Genomic DNA, 22,383 nt, shown 5'->3' with positions numbered 1-22,383 from the left:
GGTTACCCCCTAAATGGCGTCCCCGGGGCCGGACGGTCCTCCGGAACCAAGCCACAACGACAGGCATTGCCGGCAGACAGGTGGAGCAAGGCGATAACGGGCATGATGGATCAGCAGAGTTTCGAGGCTACGCGGCCCGTTTCCGCCGATCCCGCCGTTGCATTGGCCGAAGCGCTCGGGCAATTGCCCAAGGAAACCGTCAAGGCAAAGCCGCACATCGTCGGCAAGACCTCGGTTGAAGACCTGGCTGAGGAACTCGGCCTCAAGCTCGGCGACCAGAACGGGCTGACCATCCGCCGCGTCAAGCGCGGCAAGGGCTATTCATTCCATCGCGCCAACGGCACGCAGATCCGTCACGCCGGCACCATCCGCCGCCTGCATTCGATGGCGGTGCCGCCGGCCTATCGTGACGTGCGCTATTCGGCCGATCCGAGTTCGCATCTGCAGGCCGTCGGCATCGATGCGGCCGGGCGGCTGCAGTACCGCTATCATGCCGATTGGGAAAAGGTCCGCGAGCAGCGCAAGGCGCATCGCCTGGCGCGGCTGGTGGGCGCGCTGCCGAAGATCCGCCGCAAGGTCTCGGCGTTTCTGTCCGGCGACGAGCCGACGCGCGAATTCGCGCTCTCGGCGGTGATCGAGCTGATCGCTCGCACCGCCATCCGCCCGGGCAACGAATCCTACGCCCGCCTCAACGGCACCCGCGGCGCGACCACGATGTTGAAATCCAACGTTACGCTGGAAGACGACTGCTTCGTCCTGACCTTCAAGGCCAAGGGCGGCAAGGCCGTGCGCAAGGAATGCGACGCCGCCAAACTGGTGCGCGCCATCGGCATCCTGAAGACCGTGCCGGGCAAGCGCATGTTCCAGTATCGCGACAATTCCGGCACCGTCCGCACCGTCTCCACCACCACCGTGAACGGGTTCCTGCGCGAGATCGCCGGCATCAAGATTTCGCTGAAGGACTTCCGCACCCTGATGGCATCCGCCGTGGTGCTGGAATCGCTGTCGCGGATTACGCCGGCGGCAAGTGAGCGCGGCCGCAAGAAGCAGGTGCTGGAAGCCGTGCGCGCGGCCGCCGACGAGCTGTCGAACACGCCCGCGATCTGTCGCAAGAGCTACGTCCACGACACCATCGTCACCGCGTTCGAGGACGGTATCCTCGAACGTTTTGCCGCGACGATGAAGGGCTACCGCACACAAGCCAAGCGCGAGGCGCTGCTGGCGCAGGTGGTAACGGCGGCTGCGGCTTGATCCTTCTTCCTTCTCCCCTTGTGGGAGAAGGTGGCGTAAGCGGCCTATGGCCGTCGTCTCTTAGACCGCCGATGCTTTGCATCGGCTATGGCGCCGGATGAGGGGTTTGGCTCCGATAAGGGGCTTTGTCTCCGCGGAGAGAACCCCTCACCCGTCTCGAATGAGCTTCGCTCATTCGATCCACCCTCTCCCACAAGGGGAGAGGGAAGCTACATCCCGCCCATCTTGCAGACCATCTTCCACTCTTCCGCGGTCACCGGCTGCACCGACAGCCGCGAATATTTCACCAGCGCCATGTCGGCGAGCTTCTTGTCGGCCTTGATCGCGGCCATCGTCACCGGCGTTTTCAACGGCTTGTCCGCCTTGATGTCGACGCAGACGAACTTTCCGGTTTTGTCGGAGGGATCGGGATAGGCTTCCTTGATGATCTCGGCGATGCCGACGATCTCCTTGCCCTCGTTGGAATGATAGAAGAAGGCCTTGTCGCCCTTCTTCATGGCCACGAGGTTTTGGCGCGCGGTGAAATTGCGCACGCCGGTCCAGGCTTCGCCTTTTGCGCCCTTTGCAACCTGCTGGTCCCACGACCAGGCCGAGGGTTCGGATTTCACCAGCCAGTACGCCATCGTCATTCCTCCGCCTTGAACGGCCGCGTCAGCAGGCCTTCGATCGCCGCGTCGATCGTGACCTTGCCGCCCAGGATCGCCGCGACTGCATTTGATACCGGCATATCGACGTTCTGCGAAGCGGCCAGTTCGATCAAAACCGGCGCGGTGAACTCGCCTTCGGCGAGCTTGTCGCGGTTCGGCGCTTCGCCGCGGCCGAGCGCGATGCCGAACGCAAAGTTGCGCGATTGCAGGCTCGAGCAGCTCAGGATCAGGTCGCCGAGACCGGAAAGACCCGCCAGCGTTTCGCTGCGCGCGCCGCAGGCGCGGCCGAGCCGGGCGAGTTCGCTAAAGCCTCGCGTGGTGAGCGCCGCCAGCGCCGAGGCGCCGAGTTGCCGGCCGACGACGATCCCGGCGGCGATCGCCAGCACGTTCTTGGCCGCGCCGCCGATCTCGACGCCGCGAACGTCCGTGCTGTGATAGGGCCGGAAGGTGGCCGAGCCCAGCGCGTGCACCAGGTCGCTCGCCAGTATTTCGTCCCTGGTTGCCAGCGTCACAGCGGTGGGAAGGCCGCGCGCGACATCATCAGCGAAATTCGGTCCCGACAGGATCGCAGGGATGGCCTGCGGTATGGTCTCGGCGATGATCTCGGTCATGAAGCGATGGGTGCCGCGCTCGATGCCCTTGGCGCAGGCGACGACGGGCGTCGCAGGCCTCAGGTGCGGCGCCAGCGACGTCGCGGCTTCGCGCAGATTTTGTGCAGGCGTCGCCAGCAGGATGAACTCCGCGCGCCCCGCCATAGCCAAGTCGGAGGTAACATCGATACCCGCGTCGAGGCTCACGCCGGGCAGCTTTGGATTCTCTCGCGTCGTCTGCATCTGCGCGACGGCCTCAGTGCTTCGCGCATACAGTACAACATCGCGGCCGGCCCGTAGCGCAGCACAGGCGAGCGCGGTGCCGTAGGCGCCACCGCCGATCACCGCGACCGAATAATAGGGCGTCATGTCAGAATCCCGCGCGGGTGTTGGCGTAGCCGGCCGGCGCAGTCGCGTTGGTGTCGAGCAGCCAGCGCGCGCGCGGCGGCGCATCCATCGTATCGGTCAGCCCGAGCGCCATCCGCTCCGCGCCGGCCCAGGCGATCATCGCGCCGTTGTCGGTGCACAGCGCGGGCGGTGGAATGATCAGCGTGGTCTGCGCTTTGGCGGCGACGTCCTGCAACGCGCCGCGGATGGCGTGATTGGCGGCGACGCCGCCGGCGGCCACCAGCGCGCGCGGCGGGCCGAACCGTTCGTGAAATAATCTCAGGCCGACGCTCAGCCGGTCCGCCGTCGACTCCAGCACCGCGGCCTGAAAACTGGCGCAGAGATCGCTGACGTCCTGCGGTTCCAGCGGCATCATGCGGCTGGCCTCGTTGCGAACCGCCGTCTTCAGTCCCGACAGCGAGAAATTCGCATCCGGCCGCCCGAGCATCGGCCGTGGAAAGGCGAACCGCTTGGGGTCGCCGCTTGCCGCTGATCGCTCGACCTCCGGTCCGCCGGGGTAGGGCAGCGACAGCATTTTTGCGACCTTGTCAAAAGCTTCGCCCATCGCGTCGTCCACGGTGGTGCCGAGCCGGACATACCGGCCGACGCCGACCACGGCGACGATCTGGGTGTGCCCGCCGGACGCAAGGAACAGGCAATAGGGAAAAGCGAGCGCGCAGGTGAGCCGCGGCGTCAGCGCGTGGGCTTCGAGGTGATTGACCGCAATCAGCGGCGTATCGTGCACCATCGCAATCGCTTTTGCAGTCGTGAGGCCAACGATCACGCCGCCGATCAGGCCGGGCCCGGCGGCGGCGGCCACCGCCGACAATTGCGCAAAGCCCGTGTTCGCGTCCTTCATCGCCTGTGCGACAATGCCGTCGAGCAGGTCGACATGGGCGCGCGCCGCGATCTCCGGCACCACGCCGCCGAAACGGGCGTGCTCTGTGGTCTGTGAGCGCACGATATTGGACAGAATCCTGCCGCTGCCGTCGCTCTGGCGTTCCACCACGGCGGCCGCGGTTTCATCGCAGGTGGTCTCGATACCCAGCACCAGCATCGGCGTGTCGTTGTCCAATTTGAACCCTTATTTGAACCTTGCGCTATCGCCAAAAACAACGCTTCCGTAACCGGGTAGCATTACGAGGTGACGGCGCGCAATCGCGCAGGGGTGCCGAAATCGTGTTGGTGGAGATCTGAAATATGGCCGTTCTCGTCACGCGACCAAGCCCCGATGATGAGACGACGGCCAAGGCGCTGCGCGCGCGGGGGTTCGATGTCCTGCGTGCGCCGATGCTGCGGTTCGAGCCGGTGCCGTTCCAGGACGATGCGGATGCAAATTATGGCGCCGTCATCGTCACGAGTGCCAACGCCCTGCGTGCCATCGCGCCGCATCTGGCCGGCAGCCGGCTCCTGAAACTGTCCCTGTTTGCGGTCGGCGAAAATACGGCAGCCGCGGCGCGCGACGCCGGGTTCGGCGATGTGATCGTGTCAAAGGGCGACGCCGGCGCGTTGCGCGATCTGGTGCTGGCGCGTGCGAAGTCGAAGCAACTGAAGAAAGCCAGCCCGATCCTGTACCTTGCCGGCGCCGATCTCGCGCGCGACCTGGCGAGTGAACTTGGCGAGAACGGCTTTACGGTGGTGACGCAGACCACCTACCGGATGGTGCCCGCGCCCAGCCTGCCGCGGGAGGTATGTGACGCCTTTGTGGCGCATGAGATTGAGGCCGTGCTGCACTACTCCCGGCGCAGCGCGCGGGCATTTCTAGAGGCGGCACGCGCAGGCGGCGTCGAAATCTCGGCATTGGCGCTGCCGCAATGCTGCATTTCGCCGGCCGTCGCCGCAGTCCTGCGGGATGCTGGCGCGACCCAGGTGACGGCGGCGGTTTCGCCGGATGAAACTGCCCTGTTCGAGGCGCTGGGCCGGGCGCTGCAACCGCGGCCGAGCCCCTAATCTTTAAGTCTGAGCATGGTCTTATCGGAAAACCGGTGCCGCCACTGCCGGATCATGCTCTAAGACGTCCCGGTTCTGCTAAGTTCCGGCACCTAACCATTCAAGGGAACCGCTGCGATGGTCGATGACAGGCCCGAAAACACTGGATCGCTGCCCGATTCGGGCCGGCCGAAGCGCGAGCCGCCGACCATCGAGCTCGAGGCGACCGAAGTATCCAGCGAGACGAAGAGCGCTGCTGGCGCATCGTCCGAAGCGCCGGCCGAGCCCGTGGCTGAGCCCACGCCGGAGGTCGCCAAAGCTCCAGTTGAGGAATCTCCGGTTGCAGGGCCGCCGTCCCGGCCGGTCTCGCCCTGGATCGTCGCGCCGGTGTCCGGTGCGGCGGCGGCTGCGCTGGTGATCGGCGTCGGCTGGATGCTGGGCTGGCCCGCGATTCAACCCGCCTCCGCGCCGCCTGCCCCGCAGCTCAGCGCCGCCATCGATGGTCTCGCCGCCCGTGTCGCCGGTATCGAGCCAAAGGTCGGCAAGCCCGTAGCCGATCCCGCGGCTGCCGCACGCACCGAGGCGCTGGAAAAAACAGTCGCGGCGCTGCGCACTGAACTCACAGCTACGCGCGCGCAAGGTGAGAAGCTGGCGTCCGCCATCAATGATGTGAAATCAGCCCCGCGCGGCGATGGCACCGCGTCGCCCGATCTCTCCGGGATTGATGAGCGCATCGCGAAGATCGAGAGCCAGATGCGGACGCAGGGCGCCGAGATCGCGCAGCAAGGCAGCAAGCTTGCCGATACCAAGGCCGACGCAAAACCTGCCGACGACATGCCGCTGCGCCGCCTGGTGTCGGCTGCGCTGCTCGATGTTCAGGTCCGCATCGGCGAACCCTATCCGGCGACGCTTGCTACCACCAAGGCGCTGGCGCCCAATCCGGATGCCCTGAAGCCGCTCGACCAGTTCGCGGAGAAGGGCGTGCCGAATGCCAACAGGCTGAGCACGGAACTGCTGGCGCTGGTGCCGAAACTGCAGCCGGCCGCGCAACAGAACAATGCCACGACCGGCACCGGCATCGTCGAGCGCCTGCAGGCGGGCGCCGCCAAGTTGGTCAAGATCGAACGCACCGATACCGCCGGCAATGATCGCGGCGCCGTAGTGGCGCGGATCACGGCGGCTGCGCTGCGAAATGATTTCAGCGAGGCGCGGCGGGAATTGAAGACGCTGGAGCCGGCCGATCGCGCCGCGGCGCAGTCCTGGCTTGAACGGGCCGACGCGCGCGATGCCGCGCTGGCCGCCTCCCGTCAATTTGCGACCGACGCCATGGCTGCGCTCGCCAAACCGGCGCAATAAGGATTTCGATGATCCGGATCATTCTGTTTCTGTTGTTGATCGCGCTGGGTGCGGCCGGCGCGGCCTGGATTGCCGAGCAACCGGGCGATGTCATGCTGTCATGGGGCAGCGTGAAGCTCACGACCAAGCTGCCGGTTTTCGTGCTGGGGCTTGGCATCGTCGTCGTCGCGGCCATGATGCTGTGGTCGATCCTGCGTGGCCTGTGGCGCACGCCGGAACGTATGCGGGGCAGCCGGCGCGAACGGCGTCAGGCCCGCGGCCGGCATGCGATCACGCAAGGATTGCTGGCGATCGGCCACGGCGATTCCTCCGCCGCGCGCATGCACGCCGAGGCGGCGCGCAGGCACGCGGCGCACGATCCGCTGGCGCTGCTGCTGCACGCGCAATCGGCGCAGCTCGACGGCGACCGCGAAGGCGCGCAGCGCGCCTTCCGCGCCATGGCCGAACGCGAGGACACGCGGCTGCTGGGCCTGCGCGGCCTGTTCATCGAGGCGCAGCGCGCCGACGATCCGGTCGCCGCCGTGATGGTCGCTGAGGAAGCGCTAAAACTGTCGCCATCCTCGTCATGGGCGTCGCATGCGGTGCTCGGCTTCTGCTGCGCCAAGGGCGACTGGGCCGGTGCTTTGAAGATTCTCGACAACAATCAATCGGCCGGGCTGATCGACAAGGCGACCTATCGCCGGCAGCGCGGCGTGCTGCTGACGGCGCGCGCGTTGGAGTTCGAAAAGGTCGATCGCGATCTGGCGCGCGAGAGCGTGATGGAAGCGGTCAAGCTGGCGCCGACTTTGGTGCCGGCCGCGGTGCTGGCGAGCAAGTTCGAAAGCGAAGCGCATCAGATCCGGCGCTCGATGCGCCTGGTCGAGACGGCGTGGCTGGCGCAGCCGCATCCCGATCTTGCCGACGCCTACGCGCATGTGAAGCTCGGCGATTCCGCACGCCAGCGGCTGGTGCGGGTCGAGACGCTCGCAGCCAAGATGCCCGGCCACATCGAGGGCGCGCTGGCGATCGCCCGCGCCGCGATCGACGCATCCGAATTTACCAAAGCGCGCGAGGCGCTGGCGCCCTTCATCGCAGCGCCAACGCAGCGCGTCGCGCTGTTGATGGCGGAGATCGAGCGCACCGAACATGGCGATAGCGGCCGGGCGCGGGCCTGGACCCTGCGTGCCGTGCGCGCGCTGCACGATCCGGCCTGGACCGCGGACGGCTATGTCAGCGATCGCTGGCGGCCGGTCTCGCCGGTCACCGGCAGGCTCGACGCCTTCCAGTGGCAAACGCCGGTCGCGGCGCTGCCGTCCGACAAGGCCGGCGCGATCGAATCCTCAGCCTTCGAAGAAGCCATGCTGGCGACCCCGCGCCGCGCCGTAGTGCTCGAGCCGCCAAAGGATGTAACCGAACCGGCCGCCGAGCCGATCGTTCCCGTCGCGCCGGCGCCGCCCGCCGAGCAGGACAATGCGCCGCCGCCGGCCGCCACCGCGGAGGTGGTCCCCGCCGAGGCAAGCCAGCCCGAGGCTGCGGCCGCTCCAGCGCCAGCCCCGCCGAAGCCAGCCGAACCGGTACCAAGCCGGCCGGCTCCCCTGTTCCGCTCGCGGCAAGATATTCCGAAGGCCATTCCCACCCCGATTCCGGCCGTCATCCCCCTGGTTCGGGCACCTGATGACCCCGGGGTCGACGAGGATGGCACACCGGACGAATTTGCGGAACAAATCGGCCCGCCCAAGGCGCAGGCCGGCGGCTGGCGCGGATTTTTGTCACGCTGGGGCGGGAGCTAATCCCGTTTTTCTTGCCAATCGGGGCGCTGCCCGATATCAGGTGCGGGGCGTTTTGGGGTCAGCCTCGGCGCTTTGTTTGGTCCGCCGCAATAGCTCAGTTGGTAGAGCACGTCATTCGTAATGACGGGGTCACAGGTTCGAGTCCTGTTTGCGGCACCAGCCTTTTCAATCGCTTAAGCCACTTCGCAGCATCTCCGAAAAAACCTCGTGTCGGCGTTGTGTCTGCAAGCCGGTTGCGGCGGGGTGTCGCCATGGATGATTGGTCTGGGGATCATTGTCGTCCTCTACATCGCGGTGCGCCTGGCGTTGCGGTTCTATTTCCCGCCCGATAGCTGACACGCCATGACTCTGAGAAGCCCGCTGGTGAGTCTGGCCGCTGCGGGCTGTCATGTGCTGGCCGATCGTTCTGGTCGTCGCGAGAGGCGCTCGGCAAGGAACTGGAGGCCCCTTAAGCAAGTTGGTTTGGCGCCCGAACTGCAGGAGTCCGCCGGCTTGAAGGGCGAACGGAAATGGCGAACGCCTTCTCATCGATGGGATACCCGCATTGGCTGATTGTAGCCGGCGTCCTTCTGTTGGTGCTGGGCTTTGTCGGGCTTGCGCTGTTCCAACGAGGCGTTGAAGCCGAGCTCCGCGACACGGCGAGTGACCAAGGGCCGTCCGAGCCCGAGCTCGCTGAGACCCAGGGTGTTGATCGCAAGGCGAGGCTTGAGGAGCAAAAAAGGGATCGGTGGGCCGATAAAGACCGCGGCGCCGAGGAACCGTTAAACGATAGGCCGAAGGTTATTTACAAGGAAACGAAATGACGGTTCTTGTCTACGTCGACACCAGCAAGCAGGCTGGAGATCGCGATCACCTCAGAGGCGCGCCGCCTCGTCGATGGCGAGTATTTCAAGCTGGCTTGCCAGGGCGCTGAAGCTTCGCGCGATGTTCGTCAATATGCGCGAGCGCTTCGGCGAAATACCCGGTTCTCTGGCCTTAGCCTTATAGTCGTCAGCGAATCGACGGCACTGTTCAGCAGCGAGGTTGTTCTTCATGGGAACTGTTCCCCAAAAAGGCGATCATAGCGGGTCTAAGCACCTCTGTGATGTACGGATTGTGCCAAAATTACTTCGTCCCGTTCTTTCGCCCGGTAATCGTCAGCTCAACCTGGTTCGCGAGGAACGATCCCGAAGGCGTAGCCTTTGAGTGCGAGGTTACTTGGATGAGAGACCGCCAACAGAGGCGGCCTCTCGCGGCTTGCAAGAGGAGACACCCATCATGTCGAGACTAGCAATCGCGTTTGTGTTGGCACTGGCCTCGGTAGCGGCCAACGCGCAAGATACCAAGCCCGAGCAATCGCAAACGCCGGCCGCTCCCGGCGCGAATGGAGCACGGCCGTTCCTATTTGATGGACGAATGATAGGTGATGGCGCCCGGCAGGGAATGCGCCCGGGCGATCGCCACCCCAACGCTGGGGCGATCGTCATGTCACCGAAAGCGAGCCAGCCTGAGCGCGATCGATAATGCGCTCCTATAATTAGGACACTCCAGGATTTAACTTAGGACACGTGGGGTTAAATACGGACAGTACCCGGCTTAACCGTGAAAGCCAGAGGCCCGGCAGTCCAGCGAAGGTCAGCAGCTGAGCGCGCGCGAAATGGCAAGCGAAGCGATCGACGGTATGACCGATAGTTCCGCCCACCAAAGTGATCAGGATAGTCGTAAGCGCCGTCTCCTCAAAGGTCCCGAAGAATTTCGCGAAGTGAGGATGGACAGGCCTAAGGCGAAGCGAAAGTGAAAACCCGAATTGTTTTCTCGCTATTCGGGCCGGAAGGGCCTACAGAGACTAATCGCCGCCCGCCCCTAGGCTGTTATCGGTGACTGAGAGCGTTTGTGCTCCCGCCTCAACTAAAGGCGGTCAAATGTCGAAATCCTCTTTATTCAATTTTCGTGAGTGGCTGGTACCCCCTGTGTTGCTGCCGATCTTTCTTGTGCTGCTTATCGCTGCGGCGATGCTGTACAATACAAGCCCGGCGTAACGGGGCCGCGCGCGCCTTCCTCTAACTCAATGGTGCGGCTCCATGGACCAAGCTTCTCTCAATCAAGTATATCGCTTTGATCAGGCGCCATCCGCTCGCGTAGAACGTCTGCGCAAGGAAGCTCGCGGCACGCCGCCTGGAGTCCGGCGGGACGAATTGCTCCGCAGAGCGCAACAAATCGAAAGCGCCTCCTCTGTTCGGGAGCCGCCGGCATCTCGCAATCTTCAGCCACCTGGTTGAGCAGTTCTCGGCCCATATCTCGGGGAACCGGAATGGAAATCACCGTCGCGTATCTCATCTCTGTGGGAATAATTGCTTGCGGCATCTGGGTCGTCGCCGGAACGATCGCTGCAGGCTCGCCCTTGGCCTGGACGCTTGCTGGTCTCGTCACCGTTACGGTTGGATCTCTTAGCCTTTTTGAGCAAGTCAAACCTAAAAGTTAGGCCCGCATTCTGAGGGCTAAACAGATGCCCGGCTTTTCTTTTCTCCCGCTCTTTTAAAATAGACGCCGAGATTATCACCGTTCACCTAGGAAAGCTCACAGCGTCGAAATGCCAGACCGGTAGACGACAATACTAGAAAAAACTCCTTCAACGGCAGACCGTCGATCGAACTCTCTACGCTGAGTTTCGCCCCGGTATCCGAGATATCCTTGATCGTGCAAGCCCGGCGCCAGGTGCCGTCAATAGCCATCATATGAGCGTCGTACCCACGCTCGAATACTACCCGCCGTGATTTACGTAGCTCCATTTGGGTTACCCCGTCATCGAATTGAACGGCCCAGCGCCGAGGTCGGTCAGCACTGGGCCGCTCTGGACGCAAGCAGAACGGGGTCTGCTTATGGCGACCGTAATTTCTATTGTTGAAAGGTGGCCCAATCAGCCTATCGAAATTCAGCACTGCCCTGGGTTTGGTGGGCGGCGGACCGCTAATCAACGCCGTTGATTGCTTTGCCGCGCAGTTCCATTTGCGCAGGAACCTTGCGTCTTGCTCAAAACTTCGTCTTGTCGCGCGCTAGCCGGTCCGTTTCAATTTCGCCTGCAGGCCATTGCGAGCGACATCGGCCTTCGTCACGGGCTACCCTCGCTCCATACCCTGTTGATTTGCCCCCGCCGTATTCTCCAAGTTGCGGCGGGGGTTTCACTGCCGGCCGAAGCAAACCACCATGACGCTTTGCGGGTCGGCGCCGATGAAAGTCGAATTGAGCACCTGCACCGCGATGGTGATGTGCGATTTGTGCGGCACCGTATGATTCACCGGGAATGGAAGCACCGCGTAGCCCCGCGCGGGTAGGTGCGAGCGGCTCGCCCCGAATGATCGCGAACGATGGGCCGCCAAGCCGTCAGGCTATTGCAATCCGGTCGGATTGGTCACGCCGCCGATGGTCGTGATTGTCCCGCCTGCGCCGTTGTTGGTGAAGCGGTTGTTCGTATTGGAGCTGACGGTGCCGGATACGCCGGTAGTGTTGAACGAGAGATCGTTGTTGGACAGGTTGACCGATCCTCCCGTCCGGTTGATGCCGATCCCATTGAAGGTAACCGTGGTGGCGTCAACGTTGATTCCGCCGCCCGAGATCGCAATGCCCGCTGTGGAATTGCTTGACACGAGGGAATTGCTGAGATGAACGGCCGCGCCGGCGCCGACCGCGACACCGTTGTGGGCATTGATGACCATGAGATTGCTGAGCGTCGCCTTGATCGGGCCCGCGCCCGCGCTCGCTATCGTAATGCCGGCGCCTCCCATGTCCCGGAGAGTGGTGTTCACGACGTTCAGCACCCCGGTGGTGCGCCGATCGTCGATGCCGGTCGCTGTGGCGCTGAAATTGCCATTGACCAGACAGTCCTCGATATTGACGAAGCTCCCGGCGCCCCCGCCGAGAATCCGGATGCCGACGATGCCGGTGGCCTCTGCACCGAAACACCGGCTGTTTCCGTCGAGCGCAAAACTGCTTTCCACCTGGGCCCTATTCGCCTCCGATCAGCGGCATTGGCTCGACTGCGAACTGGCATCGCCGAATGGGGCGACAGTTAGTGGAGAAATTCATGACGCAAAGAAAATTGATCAAAGTCACAGCGGCGGTTTCGACCTTTGCTTGTGCGGCGCTGCTCTCCGTCGGCTGGTCCGAGCAACACGCTGTCTCGTTATCAGTCGAGAGCGCGCAGGCGCGGGTCGGTCGCCCGCTGACCCCCCGTGAGCGTTGCGGGTGTCGCGCGGCGACAGAACCGGCGGGCCGCGTACGGATACGGGTATGGCGCCGGCGCCGCGGCGACTGCACCTGCCTACTGGGGAGGACAAAGCACCACCTCGGGCAACACTTACGCAGCCCAGAATGATCCTCGCTTTGGTCAACCACACTACGCAGTGAGGGCTTATGCCGGAGGTAGCCCTTACTACGGCTATTCCGGATGGGAGGATTACTCGGGGCGCAACTTCATCAAGTGCCAGCCCGGGACCCTCACAAAACTCGACGACGGCCAGATGTATCGCTGCCAGTAGCAGCAAGCGCTCGATATGACCTGAAGAGGCGGCTCATTGAGCCGCCTCTTTCAAGTTGCGGCACCAGCCTTTCAAAAAACTCCTTGGAACAGTCGGCGCGCGCGTTCACGGATGCGTCTGCGTGACCTGTCTCACATCGAGAACCGTCAGCCCCGCATAGTCTCCGCCTCGACCTCAAGGGGAGACACAAACATGCGTAAATTCATTTTCATTGCAGGATTTGTTTTGGCCTCCGCCGCAGCTCAAGCTGGCGATCGAAGCTTGTCGCTCGGAGGCGGCGAGACCACAAAGGTAACCGCTCCGGCCAAGGCTACCGAGGGATCGAGAACTGCTGAAGTCCCGCAGGCTGCGGAAGCCCCGAAATATGTCGAGCGGCCGGCGGTCGTCGAGCCCAAGACTGAGACGATCAAGCCTGAGACAAGCAGGACTGAGACGAGCAGGGCCGCGGCGAGCCACACCGAGAGGGCCAGGCCCAGGGCGGCCGGCATGCAGCGGTACGCCAATCGCCCGGCGAGCGCCGGACCTGGAAGACCGTCGGCCCGGAGAGCTGCGATGATGTCGAGGGGCGCGGGATCGCACCGCATGCGCTACGGGATCCGGGCGCGCATCATCAGCGCGCTACACCGGCACGGCATCTACTGGTAGTTTCTCGGCGCGAACGAAATCAACAACGTCAAGGCCGGGCTTGACCCGGCCAGCCACGTCTTGCCGCATCCCAAAGACGTGGATGCCCGGAACAAGCCCGGGCATGACGACCAGGCTGGAGGTGCGGACACCGACAGGCGCCGCCAATCCTTACTGCGAAACCGTCTGCACCACGCTGCTGATCGGGCGGCTGGCAACCGCCGGCACCTTCTGGTCCTTCACCAGCATCGCATCGTATTCCGGCAGGGTTTCGAGCTGCTCCTTGGCCTTCATCTGCACGACCTTGTAGCCGCCGGCCTTCAGGCGACGCAGCAGCGTCGGCAAGGCGATCGCCGTATGCTTCTGCAGATCGTGCATCAGGATGACGCCCTTGCCCTGCTTGTCGAGCTTGGTCATGACGTTCTGAATCACCTGGTCCGGACCTGAGGACTTGAAATCGTTGGAATCGACGTCCACGGAGAACATCGAGATGTTTCGGGTGGCGAGATAGGCCAGCGCGGGTTGGGTGTGCGCGAGCGCAGGAAAGCGAAAGAACGGCGCGGGTGCGGCGCCGATCGCCATCTTCACGGCGCTAAAACCCTTCTCGATCTCCTCGCGGACCTGCGGCTCCGTCATCTTCTTGCCGTCGAGATGCGCGTGCGACCAGGTGTGCGAGCCGACGGTGTGGCCGGCATTGAAAACCTGACGGAGGATTTCCGGGTGATAGGTCGTGTGTTTGCCGACGGGGAAGAAGATCGCCTTGGTGCATTCGTCCGAAAGCGCCTTGAGCACCGCGGGCGTGGTCGGCCACGGACCGTCGTCAAACGTGAGCACGATTTCCTTGTCGGTGAGGAAATCGAACTGCTTGTATTGCAGGAAGCCGAAGCCGGGGCCGCCCGTGGTGTCGATCACGACGGTGCGGCTGACGCCAAGCGCATCGGGATTGGCGCAGGCCGATCGCGCCGGCTGGACTGCGGGAACGGGGGCAAGGGCTGGGGCCGGCTTCGTGAGAGAGGCCGTGATCTCGACGTCGTCCTTCAGCGCGGGCTTTGCCGCGGCGGGCGCCGGTAACGGCTCGGCCTTGCGGGCGGCGACGGTTTGGGGTGCCGCCGCGTCGGCGCGCGGTGCGGAGGTCCAGAACCAAACGCCGGTGATTAAGACCGCCGTCACTAAACTCGCCAGCATCAGGCCCAACGCATTACGCATCGCTACTCTTTCCACATACTCGGGGTACACATACGCAACAGAGTATTAGTGCCAACAAAGTCTTAACGTCTCCCGAACACGCGCCGGTTAGACGAAGAAGATGAGGGGTTTAAGGTTGAGTGACGTCAGTCACAGTCGCGCCCGCGGTTCCCTGCGCATGCTGCAACCATCAACAGCCGGTCCACGTAGCTGGGCCAACAGGAGCCGAAAATGACCGCAGCTTTCTCCAATACCGTTCGCAAGGTGAGTTTAGTGCTGGCCTTGACCGCCTCTTTCGCCGCGGTCTCCTCCACCGCGAGCTTCGCCTTCAGCGCCGAAGCGCAGCAGCAGTGCACCGGCGATGCGTTCCGCCTCTGCAGCTCGGAAATTCCGAACATTCCGAAGATCACGGCCTGCATGATCAAGCATCGCTCCGATCTGAGCGCGGGCTGCCGCACCGTGATGGACCGCGATCTCGCGGCGCAGAAGTCCGGCAAGCTCGCCGCGCAATAATCGGCTCTCTTTTCGGCTCCCGGGAACGCTTGCGGCGATGCGACGCAGGCGTTTCTAGCTTCAGGAGCGTTCCTGAATCGCACCGATTGGGCGATTTCCTCGTTCACAAATGCGTTGCCGCCCGGATTTCGGCGCCAGATTCCCGCTTTGACGCGTTTTCCCGACGCGAACCGGTATCCACCCCGCTCGAAAACGCTATAGAACGCGCTGATCGCGTCTTTCCGGTGTGAGGCATAGCAAATGACCAAATTACTTTTCGCCATTCCCCTGATTCTGATGGCCTCAAGCGCCTCGGCGCAGCAGAAGCAGGGGCACGATGCTTGCGCCCGCGACGTCTCTCGGTTTTGCCGGGCGCAGATGCAGGACGGCGATCAGATCGTGCTGGCCTGCCTGAAGCAGAACCGCGCCAGGATCAGCAAGCCCTGCCAGCAGATGCTGGCGAGCCACGGGCAGTAAAAGCCTCTCGAGGGGCTCAGCCGCCGTAGAGATAGTTCGGCAGCCACAGCGTCATGCCCGGCCAGAGATACATGATCACCATACAGAGGATGACAATCAGCATGTAGGGCATCATGCCCGCAAAAATCTGGTTGAGGGTGACGTGTTTTGGCGCGACGCCCTTGAGGTAGAACGCCGACATCGCGACCGGCGGCGACAGGAACGCCGCCTGCAAGTTCACGAATACCAGCGTGCCCCACAGGATCGGATCGATGCCGAAATGCTTGAGCATCGGCAGGAAGATCGGCACGAAGATGATGATGATCTCGGTCCATTCCAGCGGCCAGCCCAGCACGAAGATGATCGCCTGCGACAGGATCATGAACTGCACCGGCGTCATGTTGAGCGACAGCACCCAGCTCTCCAGCAGCGCCTGACCGCCGAGAATGGCGAACACGGCGGAGAACAGCGCCGAGCCGACGAACAGCCAGCACACCATGGCCGTGGTCTTCGCGGTTAGGAACACCGCTTCCTTGGTGCGCTTCCAGTCGAGCGTGCGGGCATGGAACGCCAGGATGAAGGCGCCGGCCGCGCCGACGGCCGCCGACTCCGTCGCGGTCGTGATGCCGAACAGGATCACCGCAAGCACGATGACGGTCAGGATGCCGAGCGGCATCACCGATGACGTCAGGAGTTTGAGCACCTCGAAGCGCTCGCCATTCATGCGCCAATAGGAGCGCGCGGTCCACAGCAACAACACGGCGGCGCTGATTCCGAACCAGAGATAGAACTGGAAGTCCGGACCTTTTTCGGCGGGCGTCGCCTCCGGCGTCGCCACCGCGCTGCCGAGTTGCTGCAGCCCCTCAACCGGTCCGGAGGCTGCGCCGGCCTGCTGATGGATCACGACGTACCACCACACGGTCCCCAGCGTGATGGCCGTAATCAGGAACGGCACCAGGGCGATGATGAAATTCTTCACCACCGCCCCATAGGTTATCGGCTTGCCGTCAGCTTCCAGGGTCTTCGCCTGCGCCGGCGAGACCAGCGCCTTGAGCAAGGCGACGAACATGTTGGGCGAATACAGCGTCTCGAACTTCGTGATCCAGGCCGGCACCTTGACGCGGGTCTGCTCCTCCGGCAGCGGCGGCGCGATCTTCGGATTGATCAGCGCCCAGCCGATGACATAGACCAGATAGAGGAACGCCAGGAAGAAGCCGGGGAACATCGCCGCTGCATATAGCTTGACGACGGATTGCCCCGCGACGGCCGCGTAGACGATGATCATCACCGATGGCGGGATCAGGATGCCGAGCGTGCCGCCGGCCGTGATGACGCCGGAGGCGAGCTTGACGTCATAGCCGGCGCGCAGCATCGGGTTGAAGGCGATGACGCCCATCAGCACCACGACGGCGCCGACCAGGCCGCTTGCGATTCCCCAGAACGTGCAGACGATCAGGGTCGCCACGGCAAGTGAAGCCGGCATGCGGCGGAATGCGAGCTGGATCGAATAGAACATCTTGTCGACCAGCGCGCCGCGTTCCATCACGTATCCCATCAGGACGAACAGCGGGATCGAGATCAGGACGTCGTTGGTCATCGCGCCATAAGTGCGCTGGACCATCAGGTCGAACACACGGTTCTGCGCCCAGGGTTGCGAGGGGTCGTAGAACGCGATGAAACCGAAGAACATGCCGAGGCCCATCAGTGTGAAGGCCGTGGCAAAACCCATCATGATAACGACGACGATGAGCGCCAGCATCAGCAGGCCAAGTGCGGGGTCGCTCATGTTTGCACGTCTCCGCCCATTCCGCGCTGACGCGCCATTTCGTCGATGCGCGCCGCGCCCTCGATCGCGACCTTGCGTGATTCGTCGTCGACATATTCGCTGTGCGCGAGCTGCTCCTCGATGACGTCTATCTCGGCGACGTCCTTCAGCCGGCTCGGCCACTCGCCGGTCTTCAGGCAAACCACGCAGCGCACGATCTCGGCAACGCCCTGCAGCATGATCAGCGCGCCGGCCAACGGTATCACCGACTTGAAATGGTAGACCGGCGGACCATCCGCCGTGACGTTGGAATGCTCGGCGATATGCCAGGAGTCCGCGGCATAGAAGTAGCCGGCATAGACCAGCGCGGCGATGCCGGGCAGAAAGAACACGATGTACAGCACGAGGTCGAGCGTCGCCTGGGTGCGCGGCCGCATCGAGGAATAAAGGAAGTCGCCCCTGACATGGGCGTTCTGCGCCAGCGTGTAGGCGCCGCACAGCATGAACAGCGTCCCGTACAGCATGTTATCCAGGTCGAAGATCCAGGACGTCGGCATATTCATGATGTAGCGCTTGAAGACTTCGATGCAGACGGCGCTCATCAGCACGATCATCAGCCACGCGGTGGCTTTGCCGACCCAGGTGCTGATGCCGTCGATAGTGTGCAGGAAGCTCTGGACGCTCATGGGGTGCGGCCGTTCATCGCGGAACTCCGATAGCACAGAGCACTATCCGGATCGCGCTGCCGGATGGTGCTCTGCTTGTTCAGGACATTTTCAGCGCGGCCTCAGAGCTTCTTGGCCGCTCCATTGGCGCCGAAGTAATGGTCGTATGCCATCTTGCGGCTCACCACCGTGTCCTGCTCCCATTGCGTCGTGCGCTTGGCGAACGCGAGCTGGGATTGCAGGATTTCCTTGAACAGCGGATTTTCTGCGGACTTCTTCTTGACGACTTCGTCATAGACCTCGAGCTGCTGCTTCAGGATGGCGTCGGGCGTCTTGTAGAACTTGACGTTGTCCTTGCTCTGCATCTCCGCGTAGTCCTTGGAGTAGCGGTCGATCGCCTTCCAGGACATGTCCGCCGAAGCTGCATCCACCGCGTTGGCGATGATCGCCTTCATCTTCTCCGGCAGCGCGTTGTATTTGTCCTTGTTGAAGGTGATCTCGAACTGCTCTGCGTTCTGGTGATAGCTCTGCAGCATGCAGACCTTGGAGACGTCGGGGAAACCGAGCACGCGGTCCGAGGTGGCATTGTTGAACTCGGCCGCGTCGAGCAGGCCGCGGTCCATGGCGGAGACGATTTCGCCGCCGGGCAGCGCGTTCACGGCCGCGCCCATCGCGGTGAACACGTCAATGGAGATGCCGACGGTGCGGTACTTCAGGCCCTTGATATCGTCGGCCTTGGCGATCGGTTTCTTGAACCAGCCGAACGGCTGCGTCGGCATCGGCCCGTAGGGGAACGACACGACGTTGGCGCCGATCGAATCATAGAGCTTGGCGAGCAGTTCCTTGCCGCCGCCATAGCGGTGCCAGGACAGCAGCATGTTGGCGTCCATGGCAAAACCGGGGCCCGAGCCCCACAGCGCCAGTGCGGTTTGCTTGCCATAATGATAAACGAGCACGCCGTGGCCGCCGTCCAGCACGCCCTTGGACACCGCATCGAGCAGCCCGAATGCGGGTACCACGGCGCCGGCCGGCAGCACCTCGATCTTGAGGTCGCCGCCGGTCATGTCGTTGACCTTCTTGGCGTAGTCGAGGGCGTATTCGTGGAAAATGTCCTTTGACGGCCAGGTGCTCTGCCAGCGCATGCTGATCGGCCCCTGCGCATTGACGACGGTCGGAGCGGCCACTGCCGTGGCGGCACTCGCGGCGGCCACTTTCAGGAAGCGGCGGCGCGTCGAAGTCTTGTCCTTGGTTGGTTTGGTCATGGGCGTCCTCCCGGTTGGACCGGTCCTTGGACGGCCGGCCTTGTTGATTGGGGCGAACTCTAGAGGCCGGGCCCGAGCTTTGGCAAGGATACGTTATACCAGTGCGGCGTTGCGGCGCGGGCGTGGGCGGCAACCCATGAGCACCGCCATGGCACTGGCGGGCTGCCCGACTGGTTAACGGCCAGCCGGGAGCACCACGCGACCGTACAGCGTCGGTAGAATCAGGTGCTGCTGCCGGCGGCTGTCGCCACCACCGGCAGGACCTCGTTGGCGGCGCGGTCGGGGGTATCTTCCTTCCATCGGACCGAACCGAACGGCCGCTCCAGCATGCGGCGGACGCGGATCGGTTCAGGCCCGAGATGAAAGTCGATCGCGAGCTGGTGCAGCGCACGCTCGGATTGCGTCGCACGGTTACGCTGGCGCAGATAATCCAGCCAGGTCGGGCAATGATAGCGTTCGGTCCATAATTCAGGGTCGCCGATGTCGCGCGCGATCGACCAGCCATAGGCGCCGTTGCGCTGGCGGCTGAGCTGCACCTCCTGCATCACATTGTGGAACGCGCGGGCGTTGTCCTGCGCGACGCGATATTCGATTTCGACCACCAGCGGCCCGCTGCGTCCCGTCAGCGACAGCCGCACTTCGGGATCTGCGAGCACTTCGCTGGCAGCCTCGTTGCGCGCACCGACCGGCGGCATTCGCAGCCAGATCCCGAGCAGTGGCGACAGCAGCATCAGACCGGCGGAAACCAGCAGCGCGATCTCCACGCCGGCGGCGTCGGTGAGATGTCCCCAGCCCCAGCTCCCCATTGCGATGCCGCCGGCGATCGAAGCCTGGAACGCCGCCAGCGAGCGGCCGGCGACCCAGCGCGGCGCCGAGAGCTGCACGCCGATGTTGAACAAGGCGACCGCCAGCATCCACACCGCACCGGCGAGCACCAGGGCAATCGCCGTCAGGATCGCGCTCGTGCTCAGGGCGACCGCAGCGATGGCGCCGGCCATCGATATCGCGCAGGCGCGTACCGCGGCCTCGCCGCTCAAGCGGCGGCGCACTTCGGCGATATTGAGCGCACCAAACACCGCACCCATGCCGAAGGCACCCAGCATGACGCCGTAGGTTTGCGCGCCGCCATGCAAGAGGTCGCGCGCGACCAGCGGCATCAGCGCCGAGACCGAGCCGCCGATCAGGCCGGTCACCAGTGTTCGTATCAGCACGATACGGATCGACGGCGAGTTGGCGATGTAGCGTACGCCCGAGACGATGGCGCGGTTGAGCCGTTCGCGCGGCAGGCGCGAAGGTTCGTGGGCTCGGTTCCACAGAAACAGCACCACCATCAGCGGCAGATAGAGCAGCGCATTTACGGCAAACGCCGCCACCGCGCCTGCGGTCGCCACCACGATGCCGCCGATCGCAGGGCCAAAACTTCGCGCGATATTGTAGCTGATGCCGTTGAGCGCGACCGCCGACGGCAGCGTTTCCGCCGGCACCTGCTCGCTGACCGAGGCCTGCCAGGCCGGTCCGAACAGCGCCATGCCGCTGCCGACCACGAAACACAGCGCCAGCAGGATATTCGGCGTGACAAGGTTGAACCACGCCAGCACCGTCAACACGGTCGCGCCGACAAGCGCGATTGCGAGCGAGACCAGCGCCACGATACGCCGGTCGTGCATGTCGGCGATCGCGCCGGCCGGCATCGCGATCAGCATGATCGGCAGCATCAGCGCGGTCTGCACCAGCGCGACCTTGTCGGCCGACGACGTCATCTGCGTCATTGCCCAGGCCGCGCCAACGCCCTGGATCAATATGCCGAGGTTAGAGACGAGGCTGGCGAGCCAGATGCGCCGGAATACCGCATGCCGCAACGGCGCCGCGATGCTGTCGGTAGCAAAACGCGAGCGTTTCGGCTGGTCGGTCATGGCCCGTTCCGTTGGCCGGCTGTCACCGGCTTGATTCCGTTCGAATTTAAAGTGATGCCTGCGAAAGCCCTGCTCTGTCCAGTAGTTCGGCCGCTATTGACGGTGCTACAGCACAGCTAAAGTATTGAAAAGTAACGGGAGGTAATGAAATGAGGCTATCGCGGCGGTTGGTCCTGAAAGGTGCCGGGGCGTTACCCTTGCTGGCCGGTCCATTCGGCCTTTCGGCCTTCAATTCTCAAGTCTTCAATTCTCAAGCCTTCAGTTCTCAAGCCTTCAGTTCTCAAGCCCTGGCGCAGACTGCGCCGGGCGTTGCGGAAATACCGCCGATTCTGTTCGTGCATGGCAATGGCGATCATGCGGCGCTCTGGGTCACGACGCTCTGGCGGATGGAATCGAACGGCATGCCGCGCGATCGGATGTTCGCGATCAATTTCACCGATCCCTTGGCGCGCAGCGACGACAAAGTGGAGCAGCCAAGCCGTTCCTCGACCGAAGACCAGCGCCGCGAACTCGGCGAGGCCGTCAAGGAATTGCGGCGCCGCACCGGCGCGGCACGCATCGCCCTCGTCGGTAGTTCGCGCGGCGGCTATTCGATTCGCAACTACATCAGGAACGGCGGCGGCGCCGATATCAGCCACGCGGTGCTGTGCGGTGTTCCCAACCATGGCATCTATGAATGGGACGAGGGTCTTGGCGGCGAGTTCAACGGCCGCGGCCCGTTCCTGCGCGGCCTGAACGAGGGCGAGACCGAAGTGACGCCGGGCACCGCGTTCCTCACCTTGCGCAGCGATGGCATCGACAAATATGCGCAAGCCGATGGCCGTTTCGTCGGCAAGCCCGGCACGCCGACCGGCGTGACATCGGACGGCCCTGCGCTGAAGGGCGCGACCAATCTTGTGCTCGGCGCACTCGATCATCGTGAGGTGGCATTTCATCCGCGCGCATTTCGCGAGATCTATAAATTCATCGCAGGGAGGGAGCCGTCACGCATCGAGATACTGCCGGAAGCGGAAGTCAAACTGAGTGGGCTTGTGACGGGCACGCCGGGCGGCGTTGTCACCAACCGTCCGGTCTCCGGCGCGACGGTTGAAATCTATCGCGTCTCTCCCGAGACCGGCGAACGCACCGGCGGGCCGATCCATTCGTCGCAGACCGGCGCCGATGGCCGTTGGGGGCCGGCGCTGGTCGAGCCGAGCTGGTATCTCGAAATCGTACTGGCATCGGCCGGCGCTCCCACCACGCATTTCTATCGCTCGCCGTTTCCGCGCTCATCCGAGATCGTGCATCTGCGCGCCGCGCGCCCGCTCGGGACGGCCGATGCTGGCGCGGGTGCCGTGGTCCTGATGTCGCGTCCACGCGGTTATTTCGGCTTGCCGCGGGATGTGGTGCTGATCGACGGCAAGGAGCCGAAGGACGTGAAATCCGGCGTGCCGACCGATTCGGTCACGACCTTGCGGCTTCCGGCGGAGGAGGTCGGCCGCCCCGTGGCAACAATATTCAATACAGAGCGAATCGTGGCGCGGGCCTGGCCGACCTCGGAAAACCGGATTGCGGTTGCCGAACTGACTTATTAGCTGT

The 22,383-nt window shown here is 63.7% G+C and carries 20 protein-coding genes, 1 tRNA gene and 1 pseudogene; 11 read left to right on the top strand and 11 right to left on the bottom strand.

Annotated elements, in window-relative coordinates; translation table 11 throughout:
* Positions 1 to 102: 102 nt before the first annotated feature.
* Complete coding sequence (locus V1283_RS37405) at positions 103 to 1,251, top strand: DNA topoisomerase IB (RefSeq protein ID WP_334391598.1); 1,149 nt, start codon at positions 103 to 105, stop codon at positions 1,249 to 1,251.
* Between the two features lie 209 nt (positions 1,252 to 1,460).
* Here the strand turns inward: V1283_RS37405 and V1283_RS37400 are convergent, their stop codons facing one another.
* From V1283_RS37400 to tsaD, 3 genes are read right to left on the bottom strand one after another with little or no spacing between them, the layout of a single operon-like run.
* Positions 1,461 to 1,874 (bottom strand): EVE domain-containing protein, encoded by a 414-nt coding sequence (locus V1283_RS37400; RefSeq protein ID WP_334391597.1) that lies wholly within the window; start codon positions 1,872 to 1,874, stop codon positions 1,461 to 1,463.
* A gap of 2 nt (positions 1,875 to 1,876) precedes the next feature.
* Positions 1,877 to 2,857, bottom strand: a complete 981-nt coding sequence (locus V1283_RS37395) for an NAD(P)H-dependent glycerol-3-phosphate dehydrogenase (protein WP_334391596.1) — start codon at positions 2,855 to 2,857, stop codon at positions 1,877 to 1,879.
* Position 2,858: 1 nt separating this feature from the next.
* Complete coding sequence (gene tsaD, locus V1283_RS37390) at positions 2,859 to 3,932, bottom strand: tRNA (adenosine(37)-N6)-threonylcarbamoyltransferase complex transferase subunit TsaD (protein ID WP_334393319.1); 1,074 nt, start codon at positions 3,930 to 3,932, stop codon at positions 2,859 to 2,861.
* Between the two features lie 143 nt (positions 3,933 to 4,075).
* On the opposite strand from tsaD, the gene V1283_RS37385 reads away from it, so the two are divergent.
* The 5 genes from V1283_RS37385 to V1283_RS37365 all read left to right on the top strand — a co-directional run bounded on the left by V1283_RS37385 (position 4,076) and on the right by V1283_RS37365 (position 8,732).
* Positions 4,076 to 4,825, top strand: a complete 750-nt coding sequence (locus V1283_RS37385) for a uroporphyrinogen-III synthase (protein ID WP_334391595.1) — start codon at positions 4,076 to 4,078, stop codon at positions 4,823 to 4,825.
* Positions 4,826 to 4,942: 117 nt separating this feature from the next.
* Positions 4,943 to 6,160 carry a COG4223 family protein gene (locus V1283_RS37380; RefSeq protein WP_334391594.1) on the top strand — a complete coding sequence of 406 codons (1,218 nt, stop codon included), beginning with the start codon at positions 4,943 to 4,945 and terminating at the stop codon, positions 6,158 to 6,160.
* An 8-nt stretch (positions 6,161 to 6,168) separates the two neighbouring features.
* Positions 6,169 to 7,929 (top strand): heme biosynthesis protein HemY, encoded by a 1,761-nt coding sequence (locus V1283_RS37375; RefSeq protein WP_334391593.1) that lies wholly within the window; start codon positions 6,169 to 6,171, stop codon positions 7,927 to 7,929.
* Between the two features lie 83 nt (positions 7,930 to 8,012).
* Positions 8,013 to 8,088: transfer RNA gene (locus V1283_RS37370), tRNA-Thr, on the top strand.
* A 350-nt stretch (positions 8,089 to 8,438) separates the two neighbouring features.
* The gene (locus tag V1283_RS37365; RefSeq protein WP_334391592.1) at positions 8,439 to 8,732 is read left to right on the top strand and encodes a hypothetical protein; all 294 of its coding nucleotides are present in this window, start codon (positions 8,439 to 8,441) and stop codon (positions 8,730 to 8,732) included.
* A 51-nt stretch (positions 8,733 to 8,783) separates the two neighbouring features.
* On the opposite strand, the gene V1283_RS37360 is transcribed toward V1283_RS37365, so the two are convergent.
* Positions 8,784 to 8,963 carry a hypothetical protein gene (locus V1283_RS37360; RefSeq protein WP_334391591.1) on the bottom strand — a complete coding sequence of 60 codons (180 nt, stop codon included), beginning with the start codon at positions 8,961 to 8,963 and terminating at the stop codon, positions 8,784 to 8,786.
* A gap of 1,256 nt (positions 8,964 to 10,219) precedes the next feature.
* Here V1283_RS37360 and V1283_RS37355 point away from each other — a divergent pair.
* Positions 10,220 to 10,390, top strand: a complete 171-nt coding sequence (locus tag V1283_RS37355; protein ID WP_334391590.1) for a hypothetical protein — start codon at positions 10,220 to 10,222, stop codon at positions 10,388 to 10,390.
* Positions 10,391 to 10,478: 88 nt separating this feature from the next.
* Here V1283_RS37355 and V1283_RS37350 read toward each other — a convergent pair.
* A pseudogene (locus V1283_RS37350) lies at positions 10,479 to 10,697 on the bottom strand (PilZ domain-containing protein); the annotation flags it as partial.
* Between the two features lie 597 nt (positions 10,698 to 11,294).
* Positions 11,295 to 11,903, bottom strand: coding sequence for a right-handed parallel beta-helix repeat-containing protein (locus V1283_RS37345; RefSeq protein WP_334391589.1), 609 nt, complete (start codon positions 11,901 to 11,903; stop codon positions 11,295 to 11,297).
* Between the two features lie 732 nt (positions 11,904 to 12,635).
* Here V1283_RS37345 and V1283_RS37340 point away from each other — a divergent pair.
* Positions 12,636 to 13,088: a hypothetical protein gene (locus tag V1283_RS37340; protein WP_334391588.1), complete on the top strand. Its 453-nt coding sequence runs from the start codon at positions 12,636 to 12,638 to the stop codon at positions 13,086 to 13,088.
* 150 nt (positions 13,089 to 13,238) lie between these two features.
* Here V1283_RS37340 and V1283_RS37335 read toward each other — a convergent pair whose 3' ends face one another.
* Positions 13,239 to 14,273, bottom strand: coding sequence for a polysaccharide deacetylase family protein (locus tag V1283_RS37335; RefSeq protein ID WP_334391587.1), 1,035 nt, complete (start codon positions 14,271 to 14,273; stop codon positions 13,239 to 13,241).
* Positions 14,274 to 14,483: 210 nt separating this feature from the next.
* Here V1283_RS37335 and V1283_RS37330 point away from each other — a divergent pair, with 210 nt between their 5' ends.
* Complete coding sequence (locus V1283_RS37330; RefSeq protein WP_334391586.1) at positions 14,484 to 14,765, top strand: hypothetical protein; 282 nt, start codon at positions 14,484 to 14,486, stop codon at positions 14,763 to 14,765.
* Positions 14,766 to 15,005: 240 nt separating this feature from the next.
* Positions 15,006 to 15,221, top strand: coding sequence for a hypothetical protein (locus tag V1283_RS37325; RefSeq protein WP_334391585.1), 216 nt, complete (start codon positions 15,006 to 15,008; stop codon positions 15,219 to 15,221).
* A gap of 16 nt (positions 15,222 to 15,237) precedes the next feature.
* Here the strand turns inward: V1283_RS37325 and V1283_RS37320 are convergent, their stop codons facing one another.
* From V1283_RS37320 to V1283_RS37305, 4 genes are all read right to left on the bottom strand, one after another.
* Positions 15,238 to 16,986 carry a TRAP transporter large permease gene (locus V1283_RS37320; RefSeq protein WP_334391584.1) on the bottom strand — a complete coding sequence of 583 codons (1,749 nt, stop codon included), beginning with the start codon at positions 16,984 to 16,986 and terminating at the stop codon, positions 15,238 to 15,240.
* The gene (locus tag V1283_RS37315) at positions 16,983 to 17,651 is read right to left on the bottom strand and encodes a TRAP transporter small permease subunit (protein ID WP_334391583.1); all 669 of its coding nucleotides are present in this window, start codon (positions 17,649 to 17,651) and stop codon (positions 16,983 to 16,985) included. The genes V1283_RS37320 and V1283_RS37315 overlap by 4 nt, the downstream gene beginning before the upstream one ends.
* A 101-nt stretch (positions 17,652 to 17,752) precedes the next feature.
* Positions 17,753 to 18,892 carry a TRAP transporter substrate-binding protein gene (locus V1283_RS37310; RefSeq protein ID WP_334391582.1) on the bottom strand — a complete coding sequence of 380 codons (1,140 nt, stop codon included), beginning with the start codon at positions 18,890 to 18,892 and terminating at the stop codon, positions 17,753 to 17,755.
* A gap of 221 nt (positions 18,893 to 19,113) precedes the next feature.
* A complete protein-coding gene (locus V1283_RS37305) occupies positions 19,114 to 20,805 on the bottom strand; it encodes an MFS transporter (RefSeq protein WP_334391581.1) in 1,692 nt (563 codons plus the stop codon).
* A 149-nt stretch (positions 20,806 to 20,954) separates the two neighbouring features.
* Here V1283_RS37305 and V1283_RS37300 point away from each other — a divergent pair, with 149 nt between their 5' ends.
* Positions 20,955 to 22,379 (top strand): hydrolase, encoded by a 1,425-nt coding sequence (locus V1283_RS37300; RefSeq protein ID WP_334391580.1) that lies wholly within the window; start codon positions 20,955 to 20,957, stop codon positions 22,377 to 22,379.
* Positions 22,380 to 22,383 lie beyond the last annotated feature (4 nt).

The sequence above is a fragment of the Bradyrhizobium sp. AZCC 2262 genome, assembly GCF_036924535.1.
GTDB lineage: Bacteria > Pseudomonadota > Alphaproteobacteria > Rhizobiales > Xanthobacteraceae > Bradyrhizobium.
The sequence above is the reverse complement of the archived record's forward strand: the minus strand, read 5'-3'. Positions and strand labels throughout refer to the sequence as shown.

Bases quoted from the DNA above. Each gene is read 5' to 3' on its own strand.
- V1283_RS37405 (WP_334391598.1), top strand. From the start codon at position 103: ATGATGGATCAGCAGAGTTTCGAGGCTACGCGGCCCGTTTCCGCCGAT.
- V1283_RS37400 (WP_334391597.1), bottom strand. From the start codon at position 1,874: ATGGCGTACTGGCTGGTGAAATCCGAACCCTCGGCCTGGTCGTGGGAC.
- V1283_RS37395 (WP_334391596.1), bottom strand. From the start codon at position 2,857: ATGACGCCCTATTATTCGGTCGCGGTGATCGGCGGTGGCGCCTACGGC.
- tsaD (WP_334393319.1), bottom strand. From the start codon at position 3,932: ATGCTGGTGCTGGGTATCGAGACCACCTGCGATGAAACCGCGGCCGCC.
- V1283_RS37385 (WP_334391595.1), top strand. From the start codon at position 4,076: ATGGCCGTTCTCGTCACGCGACCAAGCCCCGATGATGAGACGACGGCC.
- V1283_RS37380 (WP_334391594.1), top strand. From the start codon at position 4,943: ATGGTCGATGACAGGCCCGAAAACACTGGATCGCTGCCCGATTCGGGC.
- V1283_RS37375 (WP_334391593.1), top strand. From the start codon at position 6,169: ATGATCCGGATCATTCTGTTTCTGTTGTTGATCGCGCTGGGTGCGGCC.
- V1283_RS37365 (WP_334391592.1), top strand. From the start codon at position 8,439: ATGGCGAACGCCTTCTCATCGATGGGATACCCGCATTGGCTGATTGTA.
- V1283_RS37360 (WP_334391591.1), bottom strand. From the start codon at position 8,963: ATGAAGAACAACCTCGCTGCTGAACAGTGCCGTCGATTCGCTGACGAC.
- V1283_RS37355 (WP_334391590.1), top strand. From the start codon at position 10,220: ATGGAAATCACCGTCGCGTATCTCATCTCTGTGGGAATAATTGCTTGC.
- V1283_RS37340 (WP_334391588.1), top strand. From the start codon at position 12,636: ATGCGTAAATTCATTTTCATTGCAGGATTTGTTTTGGCCTCCGCCGCA.
- V1283_RS37335 (WP_334391587.1), bottom strand. From the start codon at position 14,273: ATGCGTAATGCGTTGGGCCTGATGCTGGCGAGTTTAGTGACGGCGGTC.
- V1283_RS37330 (WP_334391586.1), top strand. From the start codon at position 14,484: ATGACCGCAGCTTTCTCCAATACCGTTCGCAAGGTGAGTTTAGTGCTG.
- V1283_RS37325 (WP_334391585.1), top strand. From the start codon at position 15,006: ATGACCAAATTACTTTTCGCCATTCCCCTGATTCTGATGGCCTCAAGC.
- V1283_RS37320 (WP_334391584.1), bottom strand. From the start codon at position 16,986: ATGAGCGACCCCGCACTTGGCCTGCTGATGCTGGCGCTCATCGTCGTC.
- V1283_RS37315 (WP_334391583.1), bottom strand. From the start codon at position 17,651: ATGAGCGTCCAGAGCTTCCTGCACACTATCGACGGCATCAGCACCTGG.
- V1283_RS37310 (WP_334391582.1), bottom strand. From the start codon at position 18,892: ATGACCAAACCAACCAAGGACAAGACTTCGACGCGCCGCCGCTTCCTG.
- V1283_RS37305 (WP_334391581.1), bottom strand. From the start codon at position 20,805: ATGACCGACCAGCCGAAACGCTCGCGTTTTGCTACCGACAGCATCGCG.
- V1283_RS37300 (WP_334391580.1), top strand. From the start codon at position 20,955: ATGAGGCTATCGCGGCGGTTGGTCCTGAAAGGTGCCGGGGCGTTACCC.